19 protein-coding genes are annotated in these 19,996 nt (G+C 71.9%); 6 read left to right on the forward strand and 13 right to left on the reverse strand.

Going from position 1 to position 19,996, the window contains the following annotated elements; genetic code table 11:
- Nucleotides 1-3: 3 nt before the first annotated feature.
- Together HCN08_RS01865 and HCN08_RS01870 are read right to left on the reverse strand one after the other, a co-directional pair.
- Nucleotides 4-570, reverse strand: a complete 567-nt coding sequence (locus HCN08_RS01865; RefSeq protein ID WP_322974175.1) for a MarR family winged helix-turn-helix transcriptional regulator — start codon at nt 568-570, stop codon at nt 4-6.
- Nucleotides 567-1,997 carry an MFS transporter gene (locus HCN08_RS01870; protein ID WP_167981015.1) on the reverse strand — a complete coding sequence of 477 codons (1,431 nt, stop codon included), beginning with the start codon at nt 1,995-1,997 and terminating at the stop codon, nt 567-569. The genes HCN08_RS01865 and HCN08_RS01870 overlap by 4 nt, the downstream gene beginning before the upstream one ends.
- 95 nt (nt 1,998-2,092) lie before the next feature.
- Between HCN08_RS01870 and dusB the strand changes: the two genes are divergently transcribed.
- A complete protein-coding gene (gene dusB, locus HCN08_RS01875) occupies nt 2,093-3,256 on the forward strand; it encodes a tRNA dihydrouridine synthase DusB (RefSeq protein ID WP_167981016.1) in 1,164 nt (387 codons plus the stop codon).
- Between the two features lie 402 nt (nt 3,257-3,658).
- On the forward strand, nt 3,659-6,412 hold the full coding sequence (ppdK, locus tag HCN08_RS01880; RefSeq protein ID WP_407648647.1) for a pyruvate, phosphate dikinase: 2,754 nt from the start codon (nt 3,659-3,661) through the stop codon (nt 6,410-6,412).
- A gap of 167 nt (nt 6,413-6,579) precedes the next feature.
- On the opposite strand, the gene HCN08_RS01885 is transcribed toward ppdK, so the two are convergent.
- From HCN08_RS01885 to HCN08_RS01920, 8 genes are all read right to left on the reverse strand, one after another.
- A complete protein-coding gene (locus HCN08_RS01885) occupies nt 6,580-7,128 on the reverse strand; it encodes an NUDIX hydrolase (RefSeq protein WP_167981017.1) in 549 nt (182 codons plus the stop codon).
- A gap of 8 nt (nt 7,129-7,136) precedes the next feature.
- On the reverse strand, nt 7,137-8,258 hold the full coding sequence (locus HCN08_RS01890; RefSeq protein ID WP_167981018.1) for an adenosylhomocysteinase: 1,122 nt from the start codon (nt 8,256-8,258) through the stop codon (nt 7,137-7,139).
- 209 nt (nt 8,259-8,467) lie between these two features.
- A complete protein-coding gene (locus HCN08_RS01895; RefSeq protein WP_322974176.1) occupies nt 8,468-8,824 on the reverse strand; it encodes an ATP-binding protein in 357 nt (118 codons plus the stop codon).
- 207 nt (nt 8,825-9,031) lie between these two features.
- Nucleotides 9,032-9,880, reverse strand: coding sequence for a helix-turn-helix domain-containing protein (locus tag HCN08_RS01900; RefSeq protein WP_167981020.1), 849 nt, complete (start codon nt 9,878-9,880; stop codon nt 9,032-9,034).
- A gap of 16 nt (nt 9,881-9,896) precedes the next feature.
- Nucleotides 9,897-10,343, reverse strand: a complete 447-nt coding sequence (locus HCN08_RS01905) for a DUF6879 family protein (protein ID WP_240969719.1) — start codon at nt 10,341-10,343, stop codon at nt 9,897-9,899.
- A 43-nt stretch (nt 10,344-10,386) separates the two neighbouring features.
- A complete protein-coding gene (locus HCN08_RS01910) occupies nt 10,387-10,620 on the reverse strand; it encodes a hypothetical protein (protein WP_167981022.1) in 234 nt (77 codons plus the stop codon).
- On the reverse strand, nt 10,617-11,300 hold the full coding sequence (locus tag HCN08_RS36845; protein WP_407648648.1) for a peptidoglycan-binding protein: 684 nt from the start codon (nt 11,298-11,300) through the stop codon (nt 10,617-10,619). The genes HCN08_RS01910 and HCN08_RS36845 overlap by 4 nt, the downstream gene beginning before the upstream one ends.
- A 119-nt stretch (nt 11,301-11,419) precedes the next feature.
- Nucleotides 11,420-12,538 carry an FAD-dependent oxidoreductase gene (locus HCN08_RS01920; RefSeq protein ID WP_167981023.1) on the reverse strand — a complete coding sequence of 373 codons (1,119 nt, stop codon included), beginning with the start codon at nt 12,536-12,538 and terminating at the stop codon, nt 11,420-11,422.
- Nucleotides 12,539-12,591: 53 nt separating this feature from the next.
- Between HCN08_RS01920 and HCN08_RS01925 the strand changes: the two genes are divergently transcribed.
- Nucleotides 12,592-13,284: a TetR/AcrR family transcriptional regulator gene (locus HCN08_RS01925; protein ID WP_167981024.1), complete on the forward strand. Its 693-nt coding sequence runs from the start codon at nt 12,592-12,594 to the stop codon at nt 13,282-13,284.
- Nucleotides 13,285-13,335: 51 nt separating this feature from the next.
- On the opposite strand, the gene HCN08_RS01930 is transcribed toward HCN08_RS01925, so the two are convergent.
- Nucleotides 13,336-13,836, reverse strand: coding sequence for a MarR family winged helix-turn-helix transcriptional regulator (locus tag HCN08_RS01930; RefSeq protein ID WP_206318186.1), 501 nt, complete (start codon nt 13,834-13,836; stop codon nt 13,336-13,338).
- A 96-nt stretch (nt 13,837-13,932) separates the two neighbouring features.
- Between HCN08_RS01930 and HCN08_RS01935 the strand changes: the two genes are divergently transcribed.
- From HCN08_RS01935 to HCN08_RS01945, 3 genes are all read left to right on the forward strand, one after another.
- Nucleotides 13,933-14,760 carry a nitroreductase/quinone reductase family protein gene (locus tag HCN08_RS01935; RefSeq protein ID WP_167981025.1) on the forward strand — a complete coding sequence of 276 codons (828 nt, stop codon included), beginning with the start codon at nt 13,933-13,935 and terminating at the stop codon, nt 14,758-14,760.
- An 87-nt stretch (nt 14,761-14,847) separates the two neighbouring features.
- Entirely contained in the window at nt 14,848-15,543 is a 696-nt protein-coding gene (locus HCN08_RS01940) for a hypothetical protein (RefSeq protein WP_167981026.1), read from the forward strand.
- A 187-nt stretch (nt 15,544-15,730) separates the two neighbouring features.
- On the forward strand, nt 15,731-16,810 hold the full coding sequence (locus HCN08_RS01945; protein WP_167981027.1) for a LacI family DNA-binding transcriptional regulator: 1,080 nt from the start codon (nt 15,731-15,733) through the stop codon (nt 16,808-16,810).
- A gap of 5 nt (nt 16,811-16,815) precedes the next feature.
- On the opposite strand, the gene nirD is transcribed toward HCN08_RS01945, so the two are convergent.
- Together nirD and nirB are read right to left on the reverse strand one after the other, a co-directional pair.
- Nucleotides 16,816-17,190, reverse strand: coding sequence for a nitrite reductase small subunit NirD (nirD, locus tag HCN08_RS01950; RefSeq protein WP_167981028.1), 375 nt, complete (start codon nt 17,188-17,190; stop codon nt 16,816-16,818).
- Nucleotides 17,187-19,799, reverse strand: coding sequence for a nitrite reductase large subunit NirB (gene nirB / locus HCN08_RS01955; RefSeq protein ID WP_167981029.1), 2,613 nt, complete (start codon nt 19,797-19,799; stop codon nt 17,187-17,189). The genes nirD and nirB overlap by 4 nt, the downstream gene beginning before the upstream one ends.
- Nucleotides 19,800-19,996 lie beyond the last annotated feature (197 nt).

Genomic DNA, 19,996 nt, shown 5'->3' on the forward strand with positions numbered 1-19,996 from the left:
CCGTCAGTCCTCGTGGGCGAGGGTCGCCAGCTCCGAGGTGATGCGGTCCAGCGTCGCCAGGTCGGCCGCGGGGAGGGCGAGCAGGGCCGGGGGAGGGGTGCCGAGGATCGCGTTGGCGCGGGCGGCGGCGGCCTGGCCCGCCGGGGTCGCGGACACGATCTTGCAGCGCCGGTCGGTGGGGTGCTGGGTGCGCTGCACCAGGCCGCGCTGCTCCAGGTCGTCCACGACCAGCGTCAGATACGGCCGGTCGGAGGCCAGCTCCGCGGCGAGCTCGCTCATCCGGTACGACTGCGCGGCGATCCGGCGCAGCGCCTTGACGCGGAAGAAGCTCATGCCGAGGGCGTCGGCGACCTCCTTGCGCCGCTCGTTGTGCTCCAGCACCAGGGAGCGCAGATGCCCCCATACGCGCTCGGCCGCCGCCTGCTGCGTACCGCCGCCCGCGCCGGGCAGGACGGGGCCCGCGGCCCCACCCGGGCCGGAATCCGCAGCCGCGCCCGTCCCCGTACTCGTCCCCGTACCCGTGTCCGGGTCCGTGGCAGCCCGTACCGTAGAAGCCGTCGCGCTGGTCACGCCTTCACCGCCATCCGGTTGTCCGCCGCCTCCGGGGAGATCAGCGATTCCGCCGTACGATCCGCCGTGCGCTTGGCCCACCGGCCGGTGGTGAGCGTACCGAGCACGAGCACCGACGCACCACAGCCGGTGATGATCCACCACGCGCCCTCGTGCAGCCCGGCCGCGAGCGCCGCGCCCAGCACCGCGACACCGAGCGACTGGCCGACCTGCCGGCTGGTCGAGGCGACCGCGGCGGCCACCCCCGCCTGGGCGCGCGGCATGCCGGAGACCGCGGTGTTGGTGATGGGCGCGTTGACGAAGCCGAAGCCGATGCCGAACAGGACATACGCGGGGAAGAGCAGCGCGTTGTGCGCCTGCGCGTCGAAGCCGGCGAAGAGCACCCCGGCCGCGGTCATGCCGATGCCGGCCAGCACCAGCGGCACCCGCGGGCCCCGGGAGCCGACGAGCCGGCCCGACAGCGGCGCGAAGACCAGCGACATCGCCGCCATCGGCAGCGTGTACAGGCCCGCGTCCAGCGCCGAGAGCCCTCGGGTGTTCTGGAGGTAGAGCGTGTTGAGGAAGAGGAAGCCGCCGAGCGCGGCGAAGCCGCTCACCGCGATGACGGTGGCACCGGAGAAGGGCACGCTGCGGAAGAACCGGGTGTCGATGAGCGGGTCCTCGCGCCGGGTCTCGTAGCGGGCGAGCGCCACGACCGCCGCGGCGGCCACCACGAAGCAGCCCACGATCTCCGGCGACGTCCACCCGGCGCCGGCGCCCTCGATGATCCCGTACGTCAGGCTGCCCAGCAGCGCGATGACCAGCACCTGGCCGACCGGGTCCACCCGGCGGGCGCGCGGGGCGCGCGACTCGGGCACGAAGCGGGCGGTGAGCAGGAACGCGGCGATACCGATGGGCACGTTGATCCAGAAGATCGCCCGCCAGCCGACGCTCTGCACGAGCGCGCCGCCGACGATCGGCCCCGCGGCCATGGAGATGCCGACGACACCGCCCCACACGCCGATCGCCCGGGCGCGCTCCCGCGGCTCGTCGAAGGTGTTGGTGATGATCGACATCGCCACCGGGTTGAGCATGGAGCCGCCGACCGCCTGCACCATCCGGAAGGCGATGAGCCAGCCGAGGCCGGGCGCGATGCTGCACAGCAGCGAGCCGGTGGTGAAGACGGCCAGCCCGATCTGGAAGACCCGCTTGCGGCCGACCCGGTCGGCGGTCGAGCCGGACAGCAGCAGGAGCGAGGCGATGACGAGCAGATAGGCGTCGATCGTCCACTGCAGGCCGGAGACGGAGGAGTGGAAGTCCCGCTGCAGCGACGGCAGCGCGACGTTCAGGATCGTGTTGTCCAGGCTGACGATCAGCAGGCTCATACAGCAGATCGCGAGGATCAGCATGCGCCGGCGCGCGGTCGTTTCCGACGTGGGGTCCGACATGGATGGCGGGTCCAATGATTGTACGAGTGGAACGATTATCAGCGTACAACGACAGGCCGGGTCGGTGCCCCGCCGCGTACGGGACAATGGTCGGTATGACCGCAGACGCCACCCTGGCCCCGCCCGCGCCCGGCGCGCTGGCGATCGGCCCGCACACCGTGTGGCCGCCCGTCGTGCTCGCGCCGATGGCCGGCATCACCAACGCGCCCTTCCGCACGCTGTGCCGGGAGTTCAGCGGCGGCAAGGGGCTGTTCGTCAGCGAGATGATCACCACTCGCGCCCTGGTGGAGCGCAACGACAAGACGATGCAGCTCATCCACTTCGACGCCGCCGAGACACCGCGCTCGATCCAGCTCTACGGCGTGGACCCGGCGACGGTCGGCCGGGCGGTGCGGATGATCGTCGACGAGGACCTCGCCGACCACATCGACCTCAACTTCGGCTGCCCCGTCCCCAAGGTCACCCGCAAGGGCGGCGGCTCCGCGCTGCCGTACAAGCGCAACCTGCTGCGGTCGATCCTGCGCGAGGCGGTCGGCAACGCGGGGGACCTGCCGGTCACGATCAAGATGCGCAAGGGCATCGACGACGACCACCTGACGTATCTCGACGCCGGGCGGATCGCGGTCGAGGAGGGCGTCACGGCGGTCGCGCTGCACGGCCGCACCGCCGCCCAGCACTACGGCGGCACCGCCGACTGGGACGCGATCGCCCGGCTCAAGGAGCATGTGCCGGAGATCCCGGTGCTCGGCAACGGCGACATCTGGTCGGCGGGCGACGCGCTGCGGATGATGAAGGCCACCGGCTGCGACGGCGTGGTGGTCGGCCGCGGGTGCCTGGGCCGGCCGTGGCTGTTCGGCGACCTGGTCGCCGCGTTCGAGGCCCCCGACCAGCCGCCCGCCGCACCCGGCTTCGCGCAGGTCACGACGGTGATGCGGCGGCACGCCGAACTGCTCGGGCGCTGGCTGGGCGACGAGGCGCGCGGCGTCATCGACTTCCGCAAGCACGTGCCCTGGTACACCAAGGGCTTCGCGGTCGGCTCCGAGGCGCGCCGCGCGATGGCCTCGGCCTCGTCGCTCGCCGACCTCGACGAGCAGTTCGCCGCGCTGGACCTGGCGCAGCCGTGGCCGGCGCACGCGGACGGGCCGCGCGGGCGTACCGCGCCGGGCAAGCGGGTCGTCCTGCCGGACGGCTGGCTCGACGACCCGTACGCCTGCACGGTGCTGACGGAGGACGCGGAGGCGGACACCTCCGGCGGGTGAGCGTACGTCCGGCAGCGGGGTGGGCGTACGTCCGACGGATGAGACCGAACGGGTGATTCGCGCCACAAGTGCGGCCTTCAGTGCTCATATGAGCGCACAATCGAGCGCGTCACCTCTCGAATGCGACGACACTCCGCGGCTCCGCGACCCGTCAACAGGGTCACGTCAACGCTCACCCAGCGTCACTCCGGTGGTCGAACACCTCGCATAGCGAAGGCTTGCGTTCGAGTCCTGAACGCCGGGTGACGGGTGTGCGGCGGGGCGCCGACTTTCGATGTGAACGCAGACGAGCGGTTACACCCGTGTGTCGTGCTGATGGACGTACTGCGGGGCCTTCGAGATGGGTACGCTCCCCGCCGTCAGGGCAATCCGTCGCGATCCGTTGCGAGGAGTCGAGGCCACGTGTCGGCACGGCAGCAGCAGCAGAAATTCGTCTACGACTTCACGGAGGGCAACAAGGACCTCAAGGATCTGCTCGGCGGGAAAGGTGCGAACCTCGCCGAGATGACCAACCTCGGGCTCCCGGTCCCTCCCGGGTTCACGATCACGACCGAGGCGTGCCGGGTCTACCTGGAGTCCGGTGCCGAGCCGGCGGCGCTGCGCGACGAGGTGAGTGCGCACCTCGACGCGCTGGAGCAGCGGATGGGCAAGCGGCTCGGGCAGTCCGACGACCCGCTGCTGGTCTCGGTGCGCTCGGGCGCGAAGTTCTCCATGCCGGGGATGATGGACACCGTCCTCAACATCGGCCTGTCCGACGCCTCCGTCGAGGGCCTGGCCGCCCAGGCCGGCAACGAGCGCTTCGCGTGGGATTCGTACCGCCGCCTGGTGCAGATGTTCGGCGACACGGTGATGGGGGTGCCCGGCGAGCGGTTCGAGGACGCGCTGGAGGCGGCCAAGCGCGCCAAGGGCACTGCCAAGGGCGCCAAGGGCACCAAGGGCGCGAAGGGCACCGAGGGCGCTGCGAGCGACCTGGACCTGGACGCGGCGGACCTGCGGCAGCTCGTCACGGACTACAAGCAGATCGTCGTCAAGGAGACCGGCCGGGAGTTCCCGCAGGACCCGCGCGAGCAGATGGACCTGGCGATCCGGGCCGTCTTCGAGTCCTGGAACGGCGAGCGCGCCAAGCTCTACCGCCGCCAGGAGCGCATCCCCGGCGACCTCGGCACCGCCGTGACCGTCTGCTCCATGGTCTTCGGCAACCTCGGCCCGGACTCCGGCACCGGAGTCGCCTTCACCCGCGACCCGGCCAGCGGCGCCCAGGGCACGTACGGCGACTACCTGCAGAACGCGCAGGGCGAGGACGTCGTCGCCGGCATCCGCAACACCGTGCCGCTCGCCGAGCTGGAGCGGATCGACCCGGCCTCTTACGAGAAGCTGATGGCGATCATGCAGACGCTGGAGGAGCACTACAAGGACCTGTGCGACATCGAGTTCACGATCGAGCGCGGGCAGCTGTGGATGCTCCAGACCCGGGTCGGCAAGCGGACGGCCGCGGCGGCGTTCCGGATCGCCACCCAGCTGGTCGACCAGGGCGTCATCGACGAGGCGGAGGCGCTGCGGCGGGTCAACGGGGCGCAGCTCGCGCAGCTGATGTTCCCGCGGTTCGACGAGGCGGTGGCCGACAGCGGGGACGTACGGCGGATCGGCTGGGGCATCGCGGCCTCGCCGGGCGCGGCGACCGGCAAGGCGGTCTTCGACTCCTACACGGCGGTGAAGTGGTCCCGCTCCGGTGAGCACGTCATCCTCATCCGCCGCGAGACCAACCCCGACGACCTCAACGGCATGATCGCCGCCGAGGGCATCCTCACCTCCCGCGGCGGCAAGACCTCGCACGCGGCGGTCGTCGCGCGCGGCATGGGCAAGACATGCGTGTGCGGCGCGGAGGAGCTGGAGGTCGACACCAAGCGGCGGCGGCTGACCGCGCCGGGCGGGGTGGTGATAGAGGAGGGCGACCTCATCTCGATCGACGGCTCGTCGGGCAAGGTGTACCTGGGCGAGGTGCCGGTGGTGCCGTCGCCGGTCGTCGAGTACTTCGAGGGCCAGATGCACGCCGGCGCCGACGAGCGCGACGGGCTGGTGCAGGCGGTGCACCGCGTCATGGCGTACGCCGACCGGGTGCGGCGGCTGAGCGTACGGGCCAACGCCGACAACGCCGAGGACGCGGCGCGGGCCCGGCGCTTCGGGGCGCAGGGCATCGGGCTGTGCCGCACCGAGCACATGTTCCTCGGCGAGCGGCGCGAGCTCGTCGAGCGCCTGGTGCTCGCCGACACCGACGCCGAGCGCGAGGAGGCGCTGGGCGCGCTGCTGCCGCTGCAGAAGGCCGACTTCATCGAGCTGTTCGAGGCGATGGACGGCCTGCCGGTGACGGTACGGCTGCTGGACCCGCCGCTGCACGAGTTCCTGCCCGACATCACCGAGCTGTCGGTACGGGTCGCGCTCGCGGAGTCCCGCAAGGACGCCAACGAGAACGACCTGCGGCTGCTCCAGGCGGTCCACAAGCTCCATGAGCAGAACCCGATGCTGGGCCTGCGCGGCGTCCGGCTGGGCCTGGTCATCCCCGGCCTGTTCGCGATGCAGGTGCGGGCCATCGCGGAGGCCGCCGCCCACCGCAAGGCCGCCAAGTGCGACCCGCGCGCGGAGATCATGATCCCGCTGGTGGGGACGGTCCAGGAGCTGGAGATCGTCCGGGAGGAGGCGGACCGCGTCATCGCGGAGGTGGAGGCGGCGACGGGGACCCGGCTGAAGCTGGCCATCGGCACGATGATCGAGCTGCCGCGGGCGGCGCTGACCGCCGGCCAGATCGCGGAGGCCGCGGAGTTCTTCTCGTTCGGCACGAACGACCTGACGCAGACGGTGTGGGGCTTCTCGCGCGACGACGTCGAGGCGTCGTTCTTCACGGCGTATCTGGAGAAGGGCATCTTCGGGGTGTCGCCGTTCGAGACGATCGACCGCGACGGCGTGGGCTCCCTGGTGCGCAGCGCGGCGGAGGCCGGCCGGGCGACCAGGCCCGGCCTGAAACTCGGCATCTGCGGCGAGCACGGCGGCGACCCGGAGTCCGTCCACTTCTTCCACCAGGTGGGCCTGGACTACGTGTCCTGCTCCCCGTTCCGCATCCCCGTGGCCCGCCTGGAGGCCGGCCGCGCGGCCGTCTCCTGACCCCCACCCCCCGACCGGGCCGGACCCGGGCCCTCACCGCCGGCGCCCCTTGCCCTGGGGGCCAACCCTCACCGACCGGTGACCCCACCCGGCCCTTCCCCGCCGGGGGCGACGCTCCGTGCGGAAGCGCCGCCCCCGGCACTCTCCCCCGCGGGGCTCCGCCTGATTCACCGCGCCGGAAGCGCGAGCAGGCGGCTGCGGAGCGGCTCGGTGGTGATCGTCTCGGCGGGCCGCCAGGTGTGGGCCAGGACTTCTTCGGTCTGGAGCGCGGTGACGTCGGTGTCGGTGCGGAAGACGAAGCGGAAGTCGTAGTGCTGGTGCTCGGGTTCGTCCTTGGCGGGGTTGGCCGGGATGGGGTGGACGTCGATGTGCAGGGGGATGGGGCTGACCGGGGTGACGAGGCCGGGGTCGATCCCGGTCTCCTCGGCCAGTTCCCGTAGGGCGGCTCCCATGAGGGTTTCGTCGTTCTTCTCCAGGTGGCCGCCGGGGAAGAGCCACTTGCCGAGGGCTTTGTGTTCCACGAGCAGGAGGCGGCCGTCGGGGCGCAGGAGCAGGGCTCCGGCCGTGGCGTGGCCCTGGGACTCCTTGCGGGAGGTGATCGTCCCGGCGGTGGTCTCCAGGGCTTCGGTGAGCGTCGAGAGGGAGTCCTTGTCCTCGGGGTGCTGGTCGAGGTATGTGGTGAGGGTGTGGTGGATGTGCTGGGCGGTGATGGTCATGGGTTCTCTCAGCGGTTGAAGTAGGTCAGCCAGGTGTCGGCGATGAGGGTCCGGTCGGCGGCGGGCACTTCGTGCACGCCGGCCGGGAGGTCGGCGCGGGCGAGCATGCGGATGGCGGCGAGTATCTCGGCCTGCACGAGGAAGATGAACGGCCCCACGCTGGCGCCGTGCAGGAAGTTGACGGCGTTGCCGCCGTTGAGCAGATAGAAGTAGTGGCCTGTCGTCTGGTACCGGGTGATGTGCGCGCCGTCGGCGTTGCGCTGGTAGACGGCCGGAAGGGCAGCCAGGTCGAGTTCGTCCTCGCTGCTGGTGACCGTGGCGACGAAAGCACCGTTGCGGAGGGTCGAGAAGTCCTCGGCTCGCAGGGAGAGCGCCCCGGTGGCGCACAGGACCAGGCCCGCATTGTGCAGGGCCTTGTCCCGGTCGCGGGCGACGGTGAAGCCCTGGGACAGGGCCTGGGTGCGCCTGATGGGGTCGATGTCGTACACCGTGACCTGCACGCCCTTGGCGTGGAGCAGGCGGGCGATGGAGGAGCCGAGCTTGCCGAAGCCGATGACGAGCGCGGGCCGGCCATGCAGGATGTCGCCGCGCCCGCGCATGAGGGCCTCGGTGGAGAAGACCACGGACTGGCCGACGAGGAAGTCCTCGGGGTCCTTCAGCGGCGAGCGGGCCACGGACACCACCGGGCAGGGGAGCTTGTCCAGCTCGGCGTACCGCTTGTGGCCGTTCTCGGTGTCCTCGACCACGCCGAGGAGCGTCCCGGAGAAGCGCTCCTGGAGAGCGGTGAGGGTCGGGGCGAAGTACCCGCCGACATCGAGCAGGACGACGCGCTCATTGGCCGCACGGTTCTCGAAGTACTCGACGGTCTTGTCCGCGTCGGCGAACAGCTCCCGGCTGAGGTCGTCGCACTGCGCGATGGCCTCCACCTCGCGCTTGGCGGTCGGGGCGATGGACTTCGGCTTGGGCAGCACGGCCTTCAGCGTGGACGCGGCGTTGACCGCGCGGACGAAGCTCGGGCGCTCGGGGAGAAGGTGCGTGACGAGGAACGACGTGGGGAGTTCCTCCGGGCGGAAGTGCGATGTGATCTTGCTGAAGTAGGTGTCTAAGCGGGCGACTTCAAACGACTCCACGGGGTCACCTCTCTGCGGGTTGCTCGTGCTGGCGGTCCTCGCGCGGCACGGTGATGGTGAGCTGGTCGTCCGAGTCGGCGGTCCATTCGGACGTGGAGCTGTGGAGGGGCGGAGGACGTACAGGCCCTGCCGGATGTCGGTCACGATGCCCCCGCGCTCGGCGACGTCATCACGAACCTGGTCGCCGACCCATGCCCGGCCGTTCCTGGTCATGCGGCCGGCTCCTCGTTCAGCACGCCCCACACGCGCTTGCCGAACGGCAGCAGGTCGGTGCCCCAGCGGACCGTCAGCAACTCCACCAGGGCGAGACCGCGTCCGGATTCGGAGAGGTCGTCGGAGTTGCCGCGCCTGGGCCGGACCTTGGAGCGGTCCACGGCCCCGATACGGACCTGGCCCGGGACCGGGCAGGTGACGGACACCCGGATGAGGCGCCCCCGGGTGTGGCGAGCCGCGTTGGCGACCAGCTCGGTGACCACCAGCGCCCCGTCGTCCTCCAACGGCTCCATCCCCCAAGCACGCAGCGCGGTGCGGACGAGCTGACGAGCGGGCTCAGCGCTCTCCGCCACGCATGGCAGCGTTTTGGAATAGTCGGGGTGTCCCGTGGTGCTGACGATGCTGCTCACTGGCATGCAGGACCTCGGTCAGTGCGGGTCGAGTTGGGGTGTCGCCTCAACGCTGTCCGTGTTGCTCATGTGCCAGCGCTTGGCGACGCCTGTCGACCGTAGGGAGCCGTCCAGGGAGGGCTCAACGAGCTTGCGCAGACTTGCGCAGATTCACCCGAGCACGTTGATAGCGGAAGTGATGAGGGATCTCGCGGGCGCGCCGTAGACCGCGATGGCCCCCAACTCGGTGAATGCCCGCGAGTACTCGTCGATCTCGCGCGGTTGGGTGACCGTCAGATGGGCGGACACAAGCTCGACGTTCACCTGCGCGTCGTCGTACATGGTGAAGGACTCGACGGGCCACCCGACGCCGCGGGGATGGCCGAGCGGGATGACGCCCAGGCTCACGGAGGGGAGGGAAGCCGCCGCGATCAGATGGCCCAGTTGGCCGGCCATGATCTCGGCATCGCCGATGACCGTTCGCAGCACCCACTCCTCGACCAGCATGGCGAATCGGTGGTTGCCCGAGCGAAGGATCCGCTGGCGGTCCATCCGCACCGCAACGGCCCCCTCGACGTCGTCCGGCCCGTCCCGAAGAGTGCTGACCGTGCTCAGAACGGCACGTGTGTAAGCAGCGGTCTGGAGCAGCCCGGGAATCACCCAGGACTGGTACGTGCGAAAACGACGCGTGCGCTCGAACAGCGGGAGGACGGATTCCTGCGCATGTTTGAGGCCCGGCTGCTCCATGCGGCGCCACTCGACGTACTGTCCGTCGATACCGCGGGCGGTCGCGATGAGGTCAGGGGCCTGGTCGACCGCCCCGCAGATTTCTGTCCACGTGTGGATGTCCGCGCCGGAAGGGGGCGTCTTGCCGTGCTCCAGTCGTGAGGTCTTCGACTCGTGCCAGCCCGCGCGCCTGGCCAGCTCCCTGCCGGTGAGACCCGATTCCTTCCGGATCTCGCGGAGACGCTGGCCAAGTGCACGGCGTGCGTCCTGGACGCTGGAGGACGGGGATGTCACCGCTGCTGTGCTCGCCTCAGCCGATCTCGTACTCGGCGTGCGGGGTCGCGCGCTCCCACACCGCAGCGAAGGCGTCCGCGCACAGCTTCACTGCCGTCCTGTCGGTGCGTACCTCTTCGTCATCAGGGGCCAGTTCGTCCTCGCCGTCGAAGTGGTGGAAGACGGCAACCTCGTCGTCGAACAGCCAGAAGTCGTTTCCGGGGAGCGCCAGATCGGATGCCCGTCGGCGGGGCAGCCAGCGGACACGCTCACCTGCTGCAACGTTGGCGTGCGTCAGGTGGTGCTCGAACCTGACGTAGTCGCTCACGGGTTCCGAGACGATGCGCGCCCGCTGAACGAGAACGCCCCGCGACGTCGTGTCCGAGATCAACGACAACCACGCGTCGGCCACCTTCAGGCCGTTCCGGGTTCCCATCTGCCAGGCCACGAAGCGCGGATCGGACCGTATGTACCCGTCGCGCATCTCCAGGTGCACGGCGCTGCGGACACACGAACGCAGCCGATCCTCAAGAGTCGGAGCCGGGTCCGCCACTGCCGTTGACCTCCGGAAAGAACTGCATCATGCGCTTCGGGAACTCGATCACGGTCTCGTGTTCGGGGATGTCCATCTGCCGGAGACGCTCCTCGTCCAGCACCTTCCATCCCTGCAACAGGTAGTTGTCCGTCTCGTCGTCGTAGTACACGGTGGGGGACTTCCCCTCGGGACTCTCCGGGTCCTTCCCCAACTTGTGCAGCGTCATGATCCCCTCCGACCAGGTCTCTCCGCGAGCCGTCTCCACGAGCTTGCTCCAGCGCGCTTGCCCAGAACACAGTCTTGCGCGAACTTGCACGAGAGGTCGGGGCGCGGCGCCACCGGGCCCGATCGCCCGAACGCAAAAGGCGCCCCGCCCCTCCGCAAGGGAGAGGCGGGACGCTTCACGTGGTGATCAACTACGGATCGTCGGAAGGACGTGGCGTGTGCCTCGCCGCCCAGCCAGCCAGGAAGGAAGGTGGCCGCCGTCGGCGCCACGATGAGGATGATGGCCTGGAGGGCGCCCGGCAGCGACCCGAGCAGGGCGTGGTTGTCCTGCACGGCGTTCAGCAGCGACACCACCACGGAGGCGACGAAGGCGGTCGTCGTGGCCGACCCGGTGAAGCCGCACTTGCGCTGGAAGGCCTGGTAGCTGTCCACGTCCGCCTGGCCGAGCTTCGGGCCGGGACCGACCTTGTACCGGCCACAGCCCTCGGCGACCAGGCGCTTGCCCATCGCGGTGAAGATCGGGCTGGACTTGCCGAGCGCGGGCTTGGTGCCCTTCATGAAGAACGCGGCGCCGGGGAAGGGCTGGTAGGCGGGCGCCGGGGCGGCAGCCGACGAGCCGGGCGTACTGGGCTTCTTGGCGAGCTGCGCCTTCACGTCGGCCCGGAAGGTGTCGGTCCTCAACGGTGTGCCCCCGTTGTGCCCCGTGGCTGTCGTGCGCTGACGTATTGACTGCTCAGGGTGGTGTATCAGCACTTCGTGCGGAAGCGCCGCCCCCGGCACTCTGCTCTCGCGCTTGGCGGTCAGGACGGCTGGACCTGGTCGAAGTGGGCGAGGGCTTCGGCGGGGTCCGGGCTCACAAGGCGTTCCAGACCGGCCGTCGTGATCTCCGCCCACCTGCCGGCCCGTGCCCACATCCGCTCCTCGAAGGCGCGGACGGCCTCGTCCAGATCCCCAGGACCGGTGGCGAGGGACTCGGCGAGCTCGGCGCCCTCCAGCATCGCGAGGTTCGCGCCCGCCCCCAACGGGGGCATCAGGTGGGCGGCGTCGCCCAGTAGCGTCACCCCAGGGACGTGGGTCCAGGTGTGGGACACGGGCAGAACGTAGAGGGGGCGGTGGACGAAAGCGGTGCCGTGGCGGAGGAGGTCGAGGACGGGCGCGGCCCAGCCGTCGAACAGAGCCAGCAGGTTGGCTCGCACGGCCTCGGCGTCGGCCAGGTCCAGGTTCGCGTGCCAGTCCAGCGGCGCGCGGAACTTGGCGTACACCTTGACGTGGCCGCCGCTGTTGCGCTGGGCGATGAGTGAGCGGTTCACGCCGTACACGGCCACGGAACCGTCGCCGATCAACCGGGCGAGGCCGGGGTGGCGGGTGTCGACGTCGTCGAGGGAGGTCTCGACCGAGGTGACGCCGGTGTAGTGCGGCGTCACCGACGAGACCGCCGGGCGGATCCGGGACCAGGCGCCGTCCGCGCCGACCACGAGGTCGAACGTCTCCTGCCGCCCGTCCGCGAAATGGACCAGCGTGCCGTCCCGGGTCCCCGGCACCACCTGCGTCACGCTCCGGCCCCACTGGACATCGAGCGGGCCGAGCAGCAGGTCACGCAGTTGCCCGCGGTCGATCTCGGGATTGGCCCGCTCATCCGGACGAGGTCGCCAGTCGCGCAGGGCGGTCCCGTCCGTGTCCAGGATGCGCATGGCCTGCCCCTCGGGGCGGGACAGCGCCTCGAACTCAGCCAGCAGCCCCGCCTTGTCCAGCGCGAGCTGGCCCAGCCCTTCGTGCAGGTCCAGCGTGCCGCCCGGGGGGCGGGCGTCGGGGGCGGGATCGCGTTCGAGGACGGCGACGGGGTAGCCATGCCGGTGCAGGACGCGGGCGAAGGTGAGGCCCGCAGGACCGGCCCCGACGACGGCGATACGATGTCTCATGTTGATACACTGTATTTCCCCACTACGATGCATCGCAACAGAACGGTGTGACCATGACTGTGTGGGACCGGCCGGAGCCGCCGGCTCGCCCCGTGCCGCTCGACCGGGAGCGGATCGTCGCCGCCGCCATCGCGCTGGCCGACGAGGGTGGGCTGGAGGCGGTGTCGTTGCGCAAGGTCGCCGCCCGGCTGAACGCCGGCCCGATGCGGCTGTACGGATACATCTCCACCAAGGAGGAGCTGTTCGACCTCATGGTGGACGAGGTCCAGGCCGAGATCCTCCCCGAGGAGCAGCCCGGCGACTGGCGGGAGGCGCTGCGCGTCCTCGCCCACCGCACCAGGCAGGCCGCTCTCCGTCACGAATGGCTGGCCGACCTGCTCGGAGGCCGCCCGACCCTGGGCCCGAACGGCCTCGCCGTGACCGAGGCCGAGCTGGCCGCCCTCGACGGCCTCGCCGACATCGACACCGCCATACGCGCCGTGGAGACTGTCAGCGCCTACTTCACCGGCGCGATCAGGCGCGAGATCGCGAACCTACGGGCCGAGCGCGCCACGGGCCTGTCCAAGCGCGACTGGCAGCGCGCCCACGGCCCCCATGTGACGAGGATGCTGGCCACGGGCCGCTTCCCGGCGCTGGCCAAAGCCGTGCACGACGGCACGGACGTGGACGCCGAGACCTCCTTCGCGACCGGCCTGGACTGGGTCCTCGACGCCGTGGCCGCCAAACTCACCCCGCCGCCGGCGTGACGCTCGGCTCCTGCCGAACGCGACCACCGGCCCCGAAGCGGGGTGGGTGCTTCATGTCTCGTCGCTGAGGGCGGACTCGTAGGCCGCGAGGGTGCGGACGAAGAGGGCGCGGTCGGTGGGGGTGAGGGGGGCCAGGGCGGTGCGCCAGGCGGTGGCGCCGCGGGCGAGCCAGGTGTGGATCGCCGGGCGGTGGGCGGGGGCGATGCTCACGATCGTGCGGCGGCGGTCGGCCTCGTCGGGGGTGCGGTCGAGGATGCCCTGGCGGCCGAGGTCGCTGATCATCAGGCTCACCGTCGCGGGGGCGACTTCGAGACGGGCGGCGAGGTCGTTGACGGTCAGGGGGCCGTCGAAGAGCAGGTAGGAGAAGAGGGAGAGGTGGCGCGGGGCGAGGTTGAAGCCGCTCAGCTCCGGCGGGACCTTGATCTTCTTCGCCCGGCCCACCATGCGCGGCATCAGCAGCAGGAGGGTGCGGATGCCGTCGTCGACCGTCATGCCGGCGGGTTCGTCGGGGTCGTCCGGCGGGGGGGTTTCGCGGGCGTGCGCGGTTGACATCGGTGGTGCTCCCTCATAGCTTTACGGTCAAAGCTTCTTTGCTTGCAAAGCAAAGTCGTGCTCCGTAGTCGAGCCTATCCCCGGGAGGCGCAGGCCATGCCCGACTGGACCGATACGATCATCGCCGAATTCCGTGCCAACGGCGGCCGGGTCGGCGGCATGTTCGAGGGCGCGGACCTCGTGCTGCTCACCACCACCGGCGCGCGCAGCGGCACCCGGCGGACGACGCCGCTGGGGGTCGCGCGGGAGGACGGGCGGCTGCTGGTCTTCGCCTCGAACGCCGGGGGCGACCGGCACCCGGGGTGGTACCACAACGTCCTCGCCCACCCGCGCGCCGAGGCCGAGACCGGCGACGGCGCCGGCGGCGTACGCACCCTCGCCGTACGGGCCGAAGTGCTCACCGGGGCCGAGCGGGACGCGGCCTACGCGCGGCAGGCGGCGCGCATACCGGCGTACGGGGACTACGCCCGCAAGACCGCGCGGGTCATCCCGGTCGTGGCCCTCCACCCGCTCGACCTCACCACCGCGGACCCGGCGCGTAACAGGGCCATCGCCCAGCAACTGCTCACCGTCCACGCCGCCTTGCGCGAGCAGCTCGCCGCGCTGCGGTCCGGCGGCGTCCCCGCGGGCGAGCTCGGCGTGCACTGCCTGGCCTTCTGCGACGCCCTCGGCTCCCACCACGCCGCCGAGGACGCCGTCTTCCCGGCCTTCGACACCGGCTTCCCCCACCTCGCCCCGGTGCTGGCCCGGCTGCGCGCCGAGCACCGCGAGGTCGCCCGCGAGCTGGCCGCACTGCGCGAGCCGCCGGCCGCACCGGACGCGCCCGGCGCCCGGACCACCGCGCGGCTCGACCGGCTCGCCGACCAGCTGGAGCGGCACTTCCGCCACGAGGAGGAGCACCTGATTCCCGCCCTACTCGGGTGAGCCCGGCGGCCGGGGCGACTCGGTCCGGCGTTCGGGGGCAGACGGACGGCATACGCCCGACGGCACGCACACGACTGGGGAGCCCCCGTGTCCGAACGGATCGACACCGCCTTCGCCCGTCACCTGTGGCTGCGGTTCGCGGCCTCCTGGGTGATCGCCACCGCACTGGTCCTCGTCCTGTTTCCCGCACATTCCGTGCCGGGCACGCTCTTACGCGTCGTCGGTACGTCGGCGGTCGCGGTGGTGACGACGTTACGGCGCCGGCGCCGCGAGGAGCGGTCGGCGGGCGGGGGCGAGGAGCTGGCCGGGCTGGACCGGATGCTGCGCCGGGGCCGGGTGCCGGCGCGGCCGGAGCGGCGGCGTGCCATGGGCGAGTTCGTCGCGCGCCGGCTGCACACCGCCCGGCACCGTACCGGCGCGCTGACGGGGATGGCGGTGCTGCTGGGCGGCGTCGCCGCGATGGTGGCCGTCACGCAGGACGCGGGGCGGGCCGCCGTCTTCTCGGCCCTCATGGTGTGCTTCTGGCTCTACCTGCTGCTCGTCAGCCGGCTGAACCTGGAGCGGCTGCGGCGTATGCGCGGCCTGCTGGCGGAGCGCGACGCCGCCGGGCCGGCGGGGGGCGCCGGGACCGCCGGGACCGCCGGGGCGGTGTACGGCGCCGGGACCGGGACCGCCGGGGCGGCGAAGGACGCCGGGGCCGCCGGGCGCCCGGCCTGGGCCGCCCGGCCGCCGCGGGACGCCCGCCCCGGCGCCACGCACCCGCAGCACCCCTCCGCCGCCTGACCCGCCCCGCGCCGCCCGCCCTGACGCGACCAGGCCGCCCCCGCGCCGCCCGCCCCCGGTCCCAACCACCCCGGGTAAACTTTCCGAAGCTTTCGGTGGCCTATTCGAATCTTTTGGTCCCTCCGGATGAGAATCAGCGGCGACACAGCACACACGCACGTAACCGAGCCGGGCTACGATCGCTGCCATGAGTGCCACGATTCCCCAGCCCTCCCAGGATGACCGGTCGGGAACCTCCGGCGAGGGCACGGCGACGCTCGCCGAGATCGCCCGCGCCGCCGGGGTCTCCGCTCCGACTGTTTCGAAAGTCCTCAACGGCCGCGGCGATGTCGCCCCCGCCACCCGCAGCCGGGTCGAGGACCTGCTGCGGCAGCACGGCTACCAGCGGCGGCGCGGCAGCATGCAGCCCGCCCCGCTGCTGGACCTCGTCTTCCACGAGCTGGAGAGCTCCTGGGCGATGGAGGTCATCCGCGGGGTGGAGCGGGTCGCCGGGCAGGAGGGCCTGAGCGTGGTGCTCTCGGAGTCCGCGGGGCGGCTCAGCCCCGGCCAGACCTGGGTGGACGGGGTGCTCGCCCGCCGCCCCACCGGCGTCATCCTCGTGCTGTCCGGCCTCGACCCGGCCCAGCGCTCGCAGCTCATCAGCCGCGACATACCGTTCGTCGTCCTGGACCCGGCCGGCGACCCCGGCGAGGACGTGCCCGCGATCGGCGCGACCAACTGGCAGGGCGGCCTCGCCGCCACCCGCCATCTGCTGGACCTCGGCCACACCCGCATCGGCGTGCTCGGCGGCCCGCCGGGGATGATGTGCAGCCGGGCGCGCATCGACGGCTACCGCGCCGCGCTGGAGACCGCCGGCGTGCGCTACGACCCGGACCTCGTCGTGCCGGGCAACTTCCACCACGAGACCGGCTACACCGCCGGGCTCGAACTGCTGCGCCGCCCCGACCGCCCCACCGCCGTCTTCACCGGCAACGACCTCCAGGCGCTCGGCCTGTACGAGGCCGCGCGCGAGCTGGGCCTGTCGATCCCGCGCGACCTCAGCGTCGTCGGCTTCGACGACCTGCCGCTCGCCACCTGGATCAGCCCGCCGCTGACCACCGTGCGGCAGCCGCTGACGGAGATGGCCGAGGCCGCCGCCCGCCTGGTGCTGGACCTCAGCCGTGGCCGCGAGCCCAGCACCCTGCGGGTGGACCTCGCGACCCGGCTCGTCGAGCGCAGCAGCACCGCCCCGCCGGCCGGCGCCGCGCCCGAGGCCCGGCAGGACTGACCGCCTCAGCGCACCCGCACCGGATACGTCGCCACCGCCACGGCCTCGTCGTCCAGGCACCGCCCGTCCACCAGGTCGAAGCGCTGCTTGAGCAACGGCGAGGCCACATACGGCCGGTCGCCCACCGCCCCGACCAGCCCATGGCTGAGCACCCCCGCCCCGGTGAACGGATCGACGTTGCCGATGGCGTACGTCCGCCCGGCGCGGTCGCGGAAGAGCGCGGCCTGCCGCCCGTCCGGCAGCAGCGCGGCCACCCCGCGCCCGGGCAGCAGCGCCTCGGCGGCGCACACCGCCAACCACCGTCCGCCGACGTGCAGTTCGACCGTGCCCGGCACGGACGGGGCGGCAGCGGGGGAGAGGAGATCGGTCATGGTGGTCATACGGTCACCCTTTCCGTCAGGGAGAGCAGGATCGGCTCGGGCTTGATCTGGCCGCGCTCGGGCACGAAGCGGACCGTGGGGTCGGGCGTGCCGGGCGCGTTGACGAAGGACACGAAGCGGCTCAGCCGCTCCGGGTCGTCGAGGGTGCCGGCCCACTCGTCGCGGTAGCCGGCGACATGCGCGGCCATCAGCGCCTCCAGCTCCTCGCAGATGCCCAGCGAGTCGTGGACGACGACGTCCCGTACGTGCTCCAGGCCGCCGGGGATGCGCTCCAGCCACACGCTGGTGCGCTCCAGCCGGTCGGCGGTGCGGATGTAGAACATCAGGAACCGGTCGACGAGCCGCACGAGTTCGGCGTCCGAGAGGTCTTTCGCGAGCAGGTCGGCGTGCCGCGGGGTCGCGCCGCCGTTGCCGCCGACGTAGAGATTCCAGCCGTTCGCGGTCGCGATGACGCCGAAGTCCTTGCTCTGCGCCTCCGCGCACTCCCTTGCGCAGCCGGACACCGCGGACTTGAGCTTGTGCGGCGAGCGCAGGCCGCGGTAGCGCAGCTCCAGGTCGATCGCCATCCGTACGCTGTCCTGCACGCCGTAGCGGCACCAGGTCTGCCCCACACAGGACTTCACCGTCCGCAGTGCCTTGCCGTACGCGTGGCCGGACTCGAAGCCGGCGTCCACCAAGCGCGCCCAGATCAGCGGCAGTTGCTCCACCCGGGCGCCGAACAGGTCGATGCGCTGGCCGCCGGTGATCTTCGTGTAGAGGCCGAAGTCCCGCGCCACCTCCCCGATCACGATCAGCTTCTCCGGGGTGATCTCGCCGCCCGGGATCCGCGGCACCACCGAATAGGAGCCGTTCTTCTGCATGTTGGCCAGGAAGTGGTCGTTGGTGTCCTGCAACGCCGCCTGCTCGCCCTCCAGTACGTGCACGCTCGCGCCCACGACCGGCGCCAGCGACGCCAGGATCGAGGCGACGGCCGGCTTGCACACCTCGCAGCCCTCGCCGCCCCGCGCACCCTCCCGCCCATGCCCGTCGAGGAGTTGGCGGTAGGAGGGGATCCGCAGCGCCAGCACGATCTCGTACAGCTCCGCGCGGGTCTGCGCGAAGTGCGGGCACAGGCCCTTGTCGACCTCGACGCCCGCCGCCTCCAGCTCGGCGTCCACCAGCTGCCCCAGCACCTTGACGCAACTGCCGCAGCTCGTACCGGCCTTGGTGCACTTCTTGACCTCGGCCACCGAGGTGCAGGAGTGCTCACCCGCGCCGCCCCCGGCACCCCCGGCACCCGCACCGCCCACGGCGGCCCTGATCGCGCCCTTGGTCACGTTGTTGCAGCTGCACACCACCGCCTCGTCCGGCAGCGCGGAAGGCCCGAGCGCCACCGGCGCGCCCGCGCCCGCCGGCAGCACCAGGTGCTCGGGCGCGACCGGCGGCACCGAGCCGGTCAGCGGGCGCAGCAGCCCGTACGACTCGACGTCGCCGACCAGCACCCCGCCCAGCAGCGTGCCGTCCGCGCCGACGACCAGCTTGCGGTAGATCCCGGAACGGGCGTCGGAGTAGCACACGTCGAGGCAGCCCTCCGCGGTGCCGTGCGCGTCACCGAAGCTCGCCACGTCCACGCCCAGCAGCTTCAGCTTCGTCGACAGGTCCGCGCCCGTGAACGCGCCCGCCTCGCCGGCGACGGTACGCGCGGCGGTCTCGGCCATCTCGTAGCCGGGCGCCACCAGCCCGTACACCCGTCCGTCCGCGGCGAGCGCGCACTCGCCGATCGCGAAGACCGAAGGATCGGCCGTACGGCACTGCTCGTCGACGACGATCCCGCCGCGCTCGCCCACCAAGAGCCCGCAGCCGCGGGCCAGTTCGTCGCGCGGCCGGACGCCGGCGGAGAACACCACCATGCCGACCGGCAGGTGGGAGCCGTCCGACAGCGCCATCCCGGTCACCCGGCCCGTGCCGCCGTCCACCGTGATCTGCTGCGTGCCGACCCCGGTGTGCACCCGTACGCCCAGGGCCTCGACGCGGCGCCGCAGCGCGTCCCCGCCGCCCGTGTCGACCTGCACCGGCATCAGCCGCGGCGCGAACTCCACGACATGCGTGTCCAGTCCGAGCCCCTTGAGCGCGCCCGCCGCCTCCAGTCCCAGCAGCCCGCCGCCGACCACCGCGCCGCTGCCGACGCCCGCCGCGTACGCCTCGATCGCCAGCAGGTCCTCGATCGTGCGGTAGACGAAGCATCCGGCGGCGTCCTTGCCCGGCACGGGCGGCACGAACGGGTACGAGCCGGTGGCCAGCACGAGCGTGTCGTAGCCGACGGTCAGCCCGGAGCGGGCCGTCACCGTACGGCGGTCGCGGTCGACACGCACCGCCGGGTCGCCCACGTGCAGCTCGATGCCGTGCCGCGCCATGAAGCCGTCCTCGACCACCGACAGCTCCCGCGGGCTCACGCCCTCGGAGAAGTACGAGGTCAGGTGCACCCTGTCGTACGCCGGGCGGGGCTCCTCGCACAGCACGACGACCCGCGTGCGCGCGGTGACGCCCCGGTCGGCGAGCGCTTCGAGGAAGCGCTGGCCCACCATGCCGTGCCCGACCAGCACGAGGGTCTTCTCCGTGGTGTCAGCCATGCCCGCAACCTCCGTCGTCGCCCATGCCACCACCGTGGGCCGGAGCTGTTTCCCACCCGCATCCCCGCCATTACCCGCAAGGAACGGTGCGCTCATCCACGCACACGGCACACTGTGAGCGGGGGAGGACAAGCTGACCGGATCGTTCCGCAGCGGGTCGTGATCGTGCCTGGCGGCGGCCCCTGCCGCACCGCGAG

The organism is Actinacidiphila epipremni (genome assembly GCF_012034175.1).
In the GTDB taxonomy this organism is placed as follows: Bacteria; Actinomycetota; Actinomycetes; order Streptomycetales; family Streptomycetaceae; genus Actinacidiphila; species Actinacidiphila epipremni.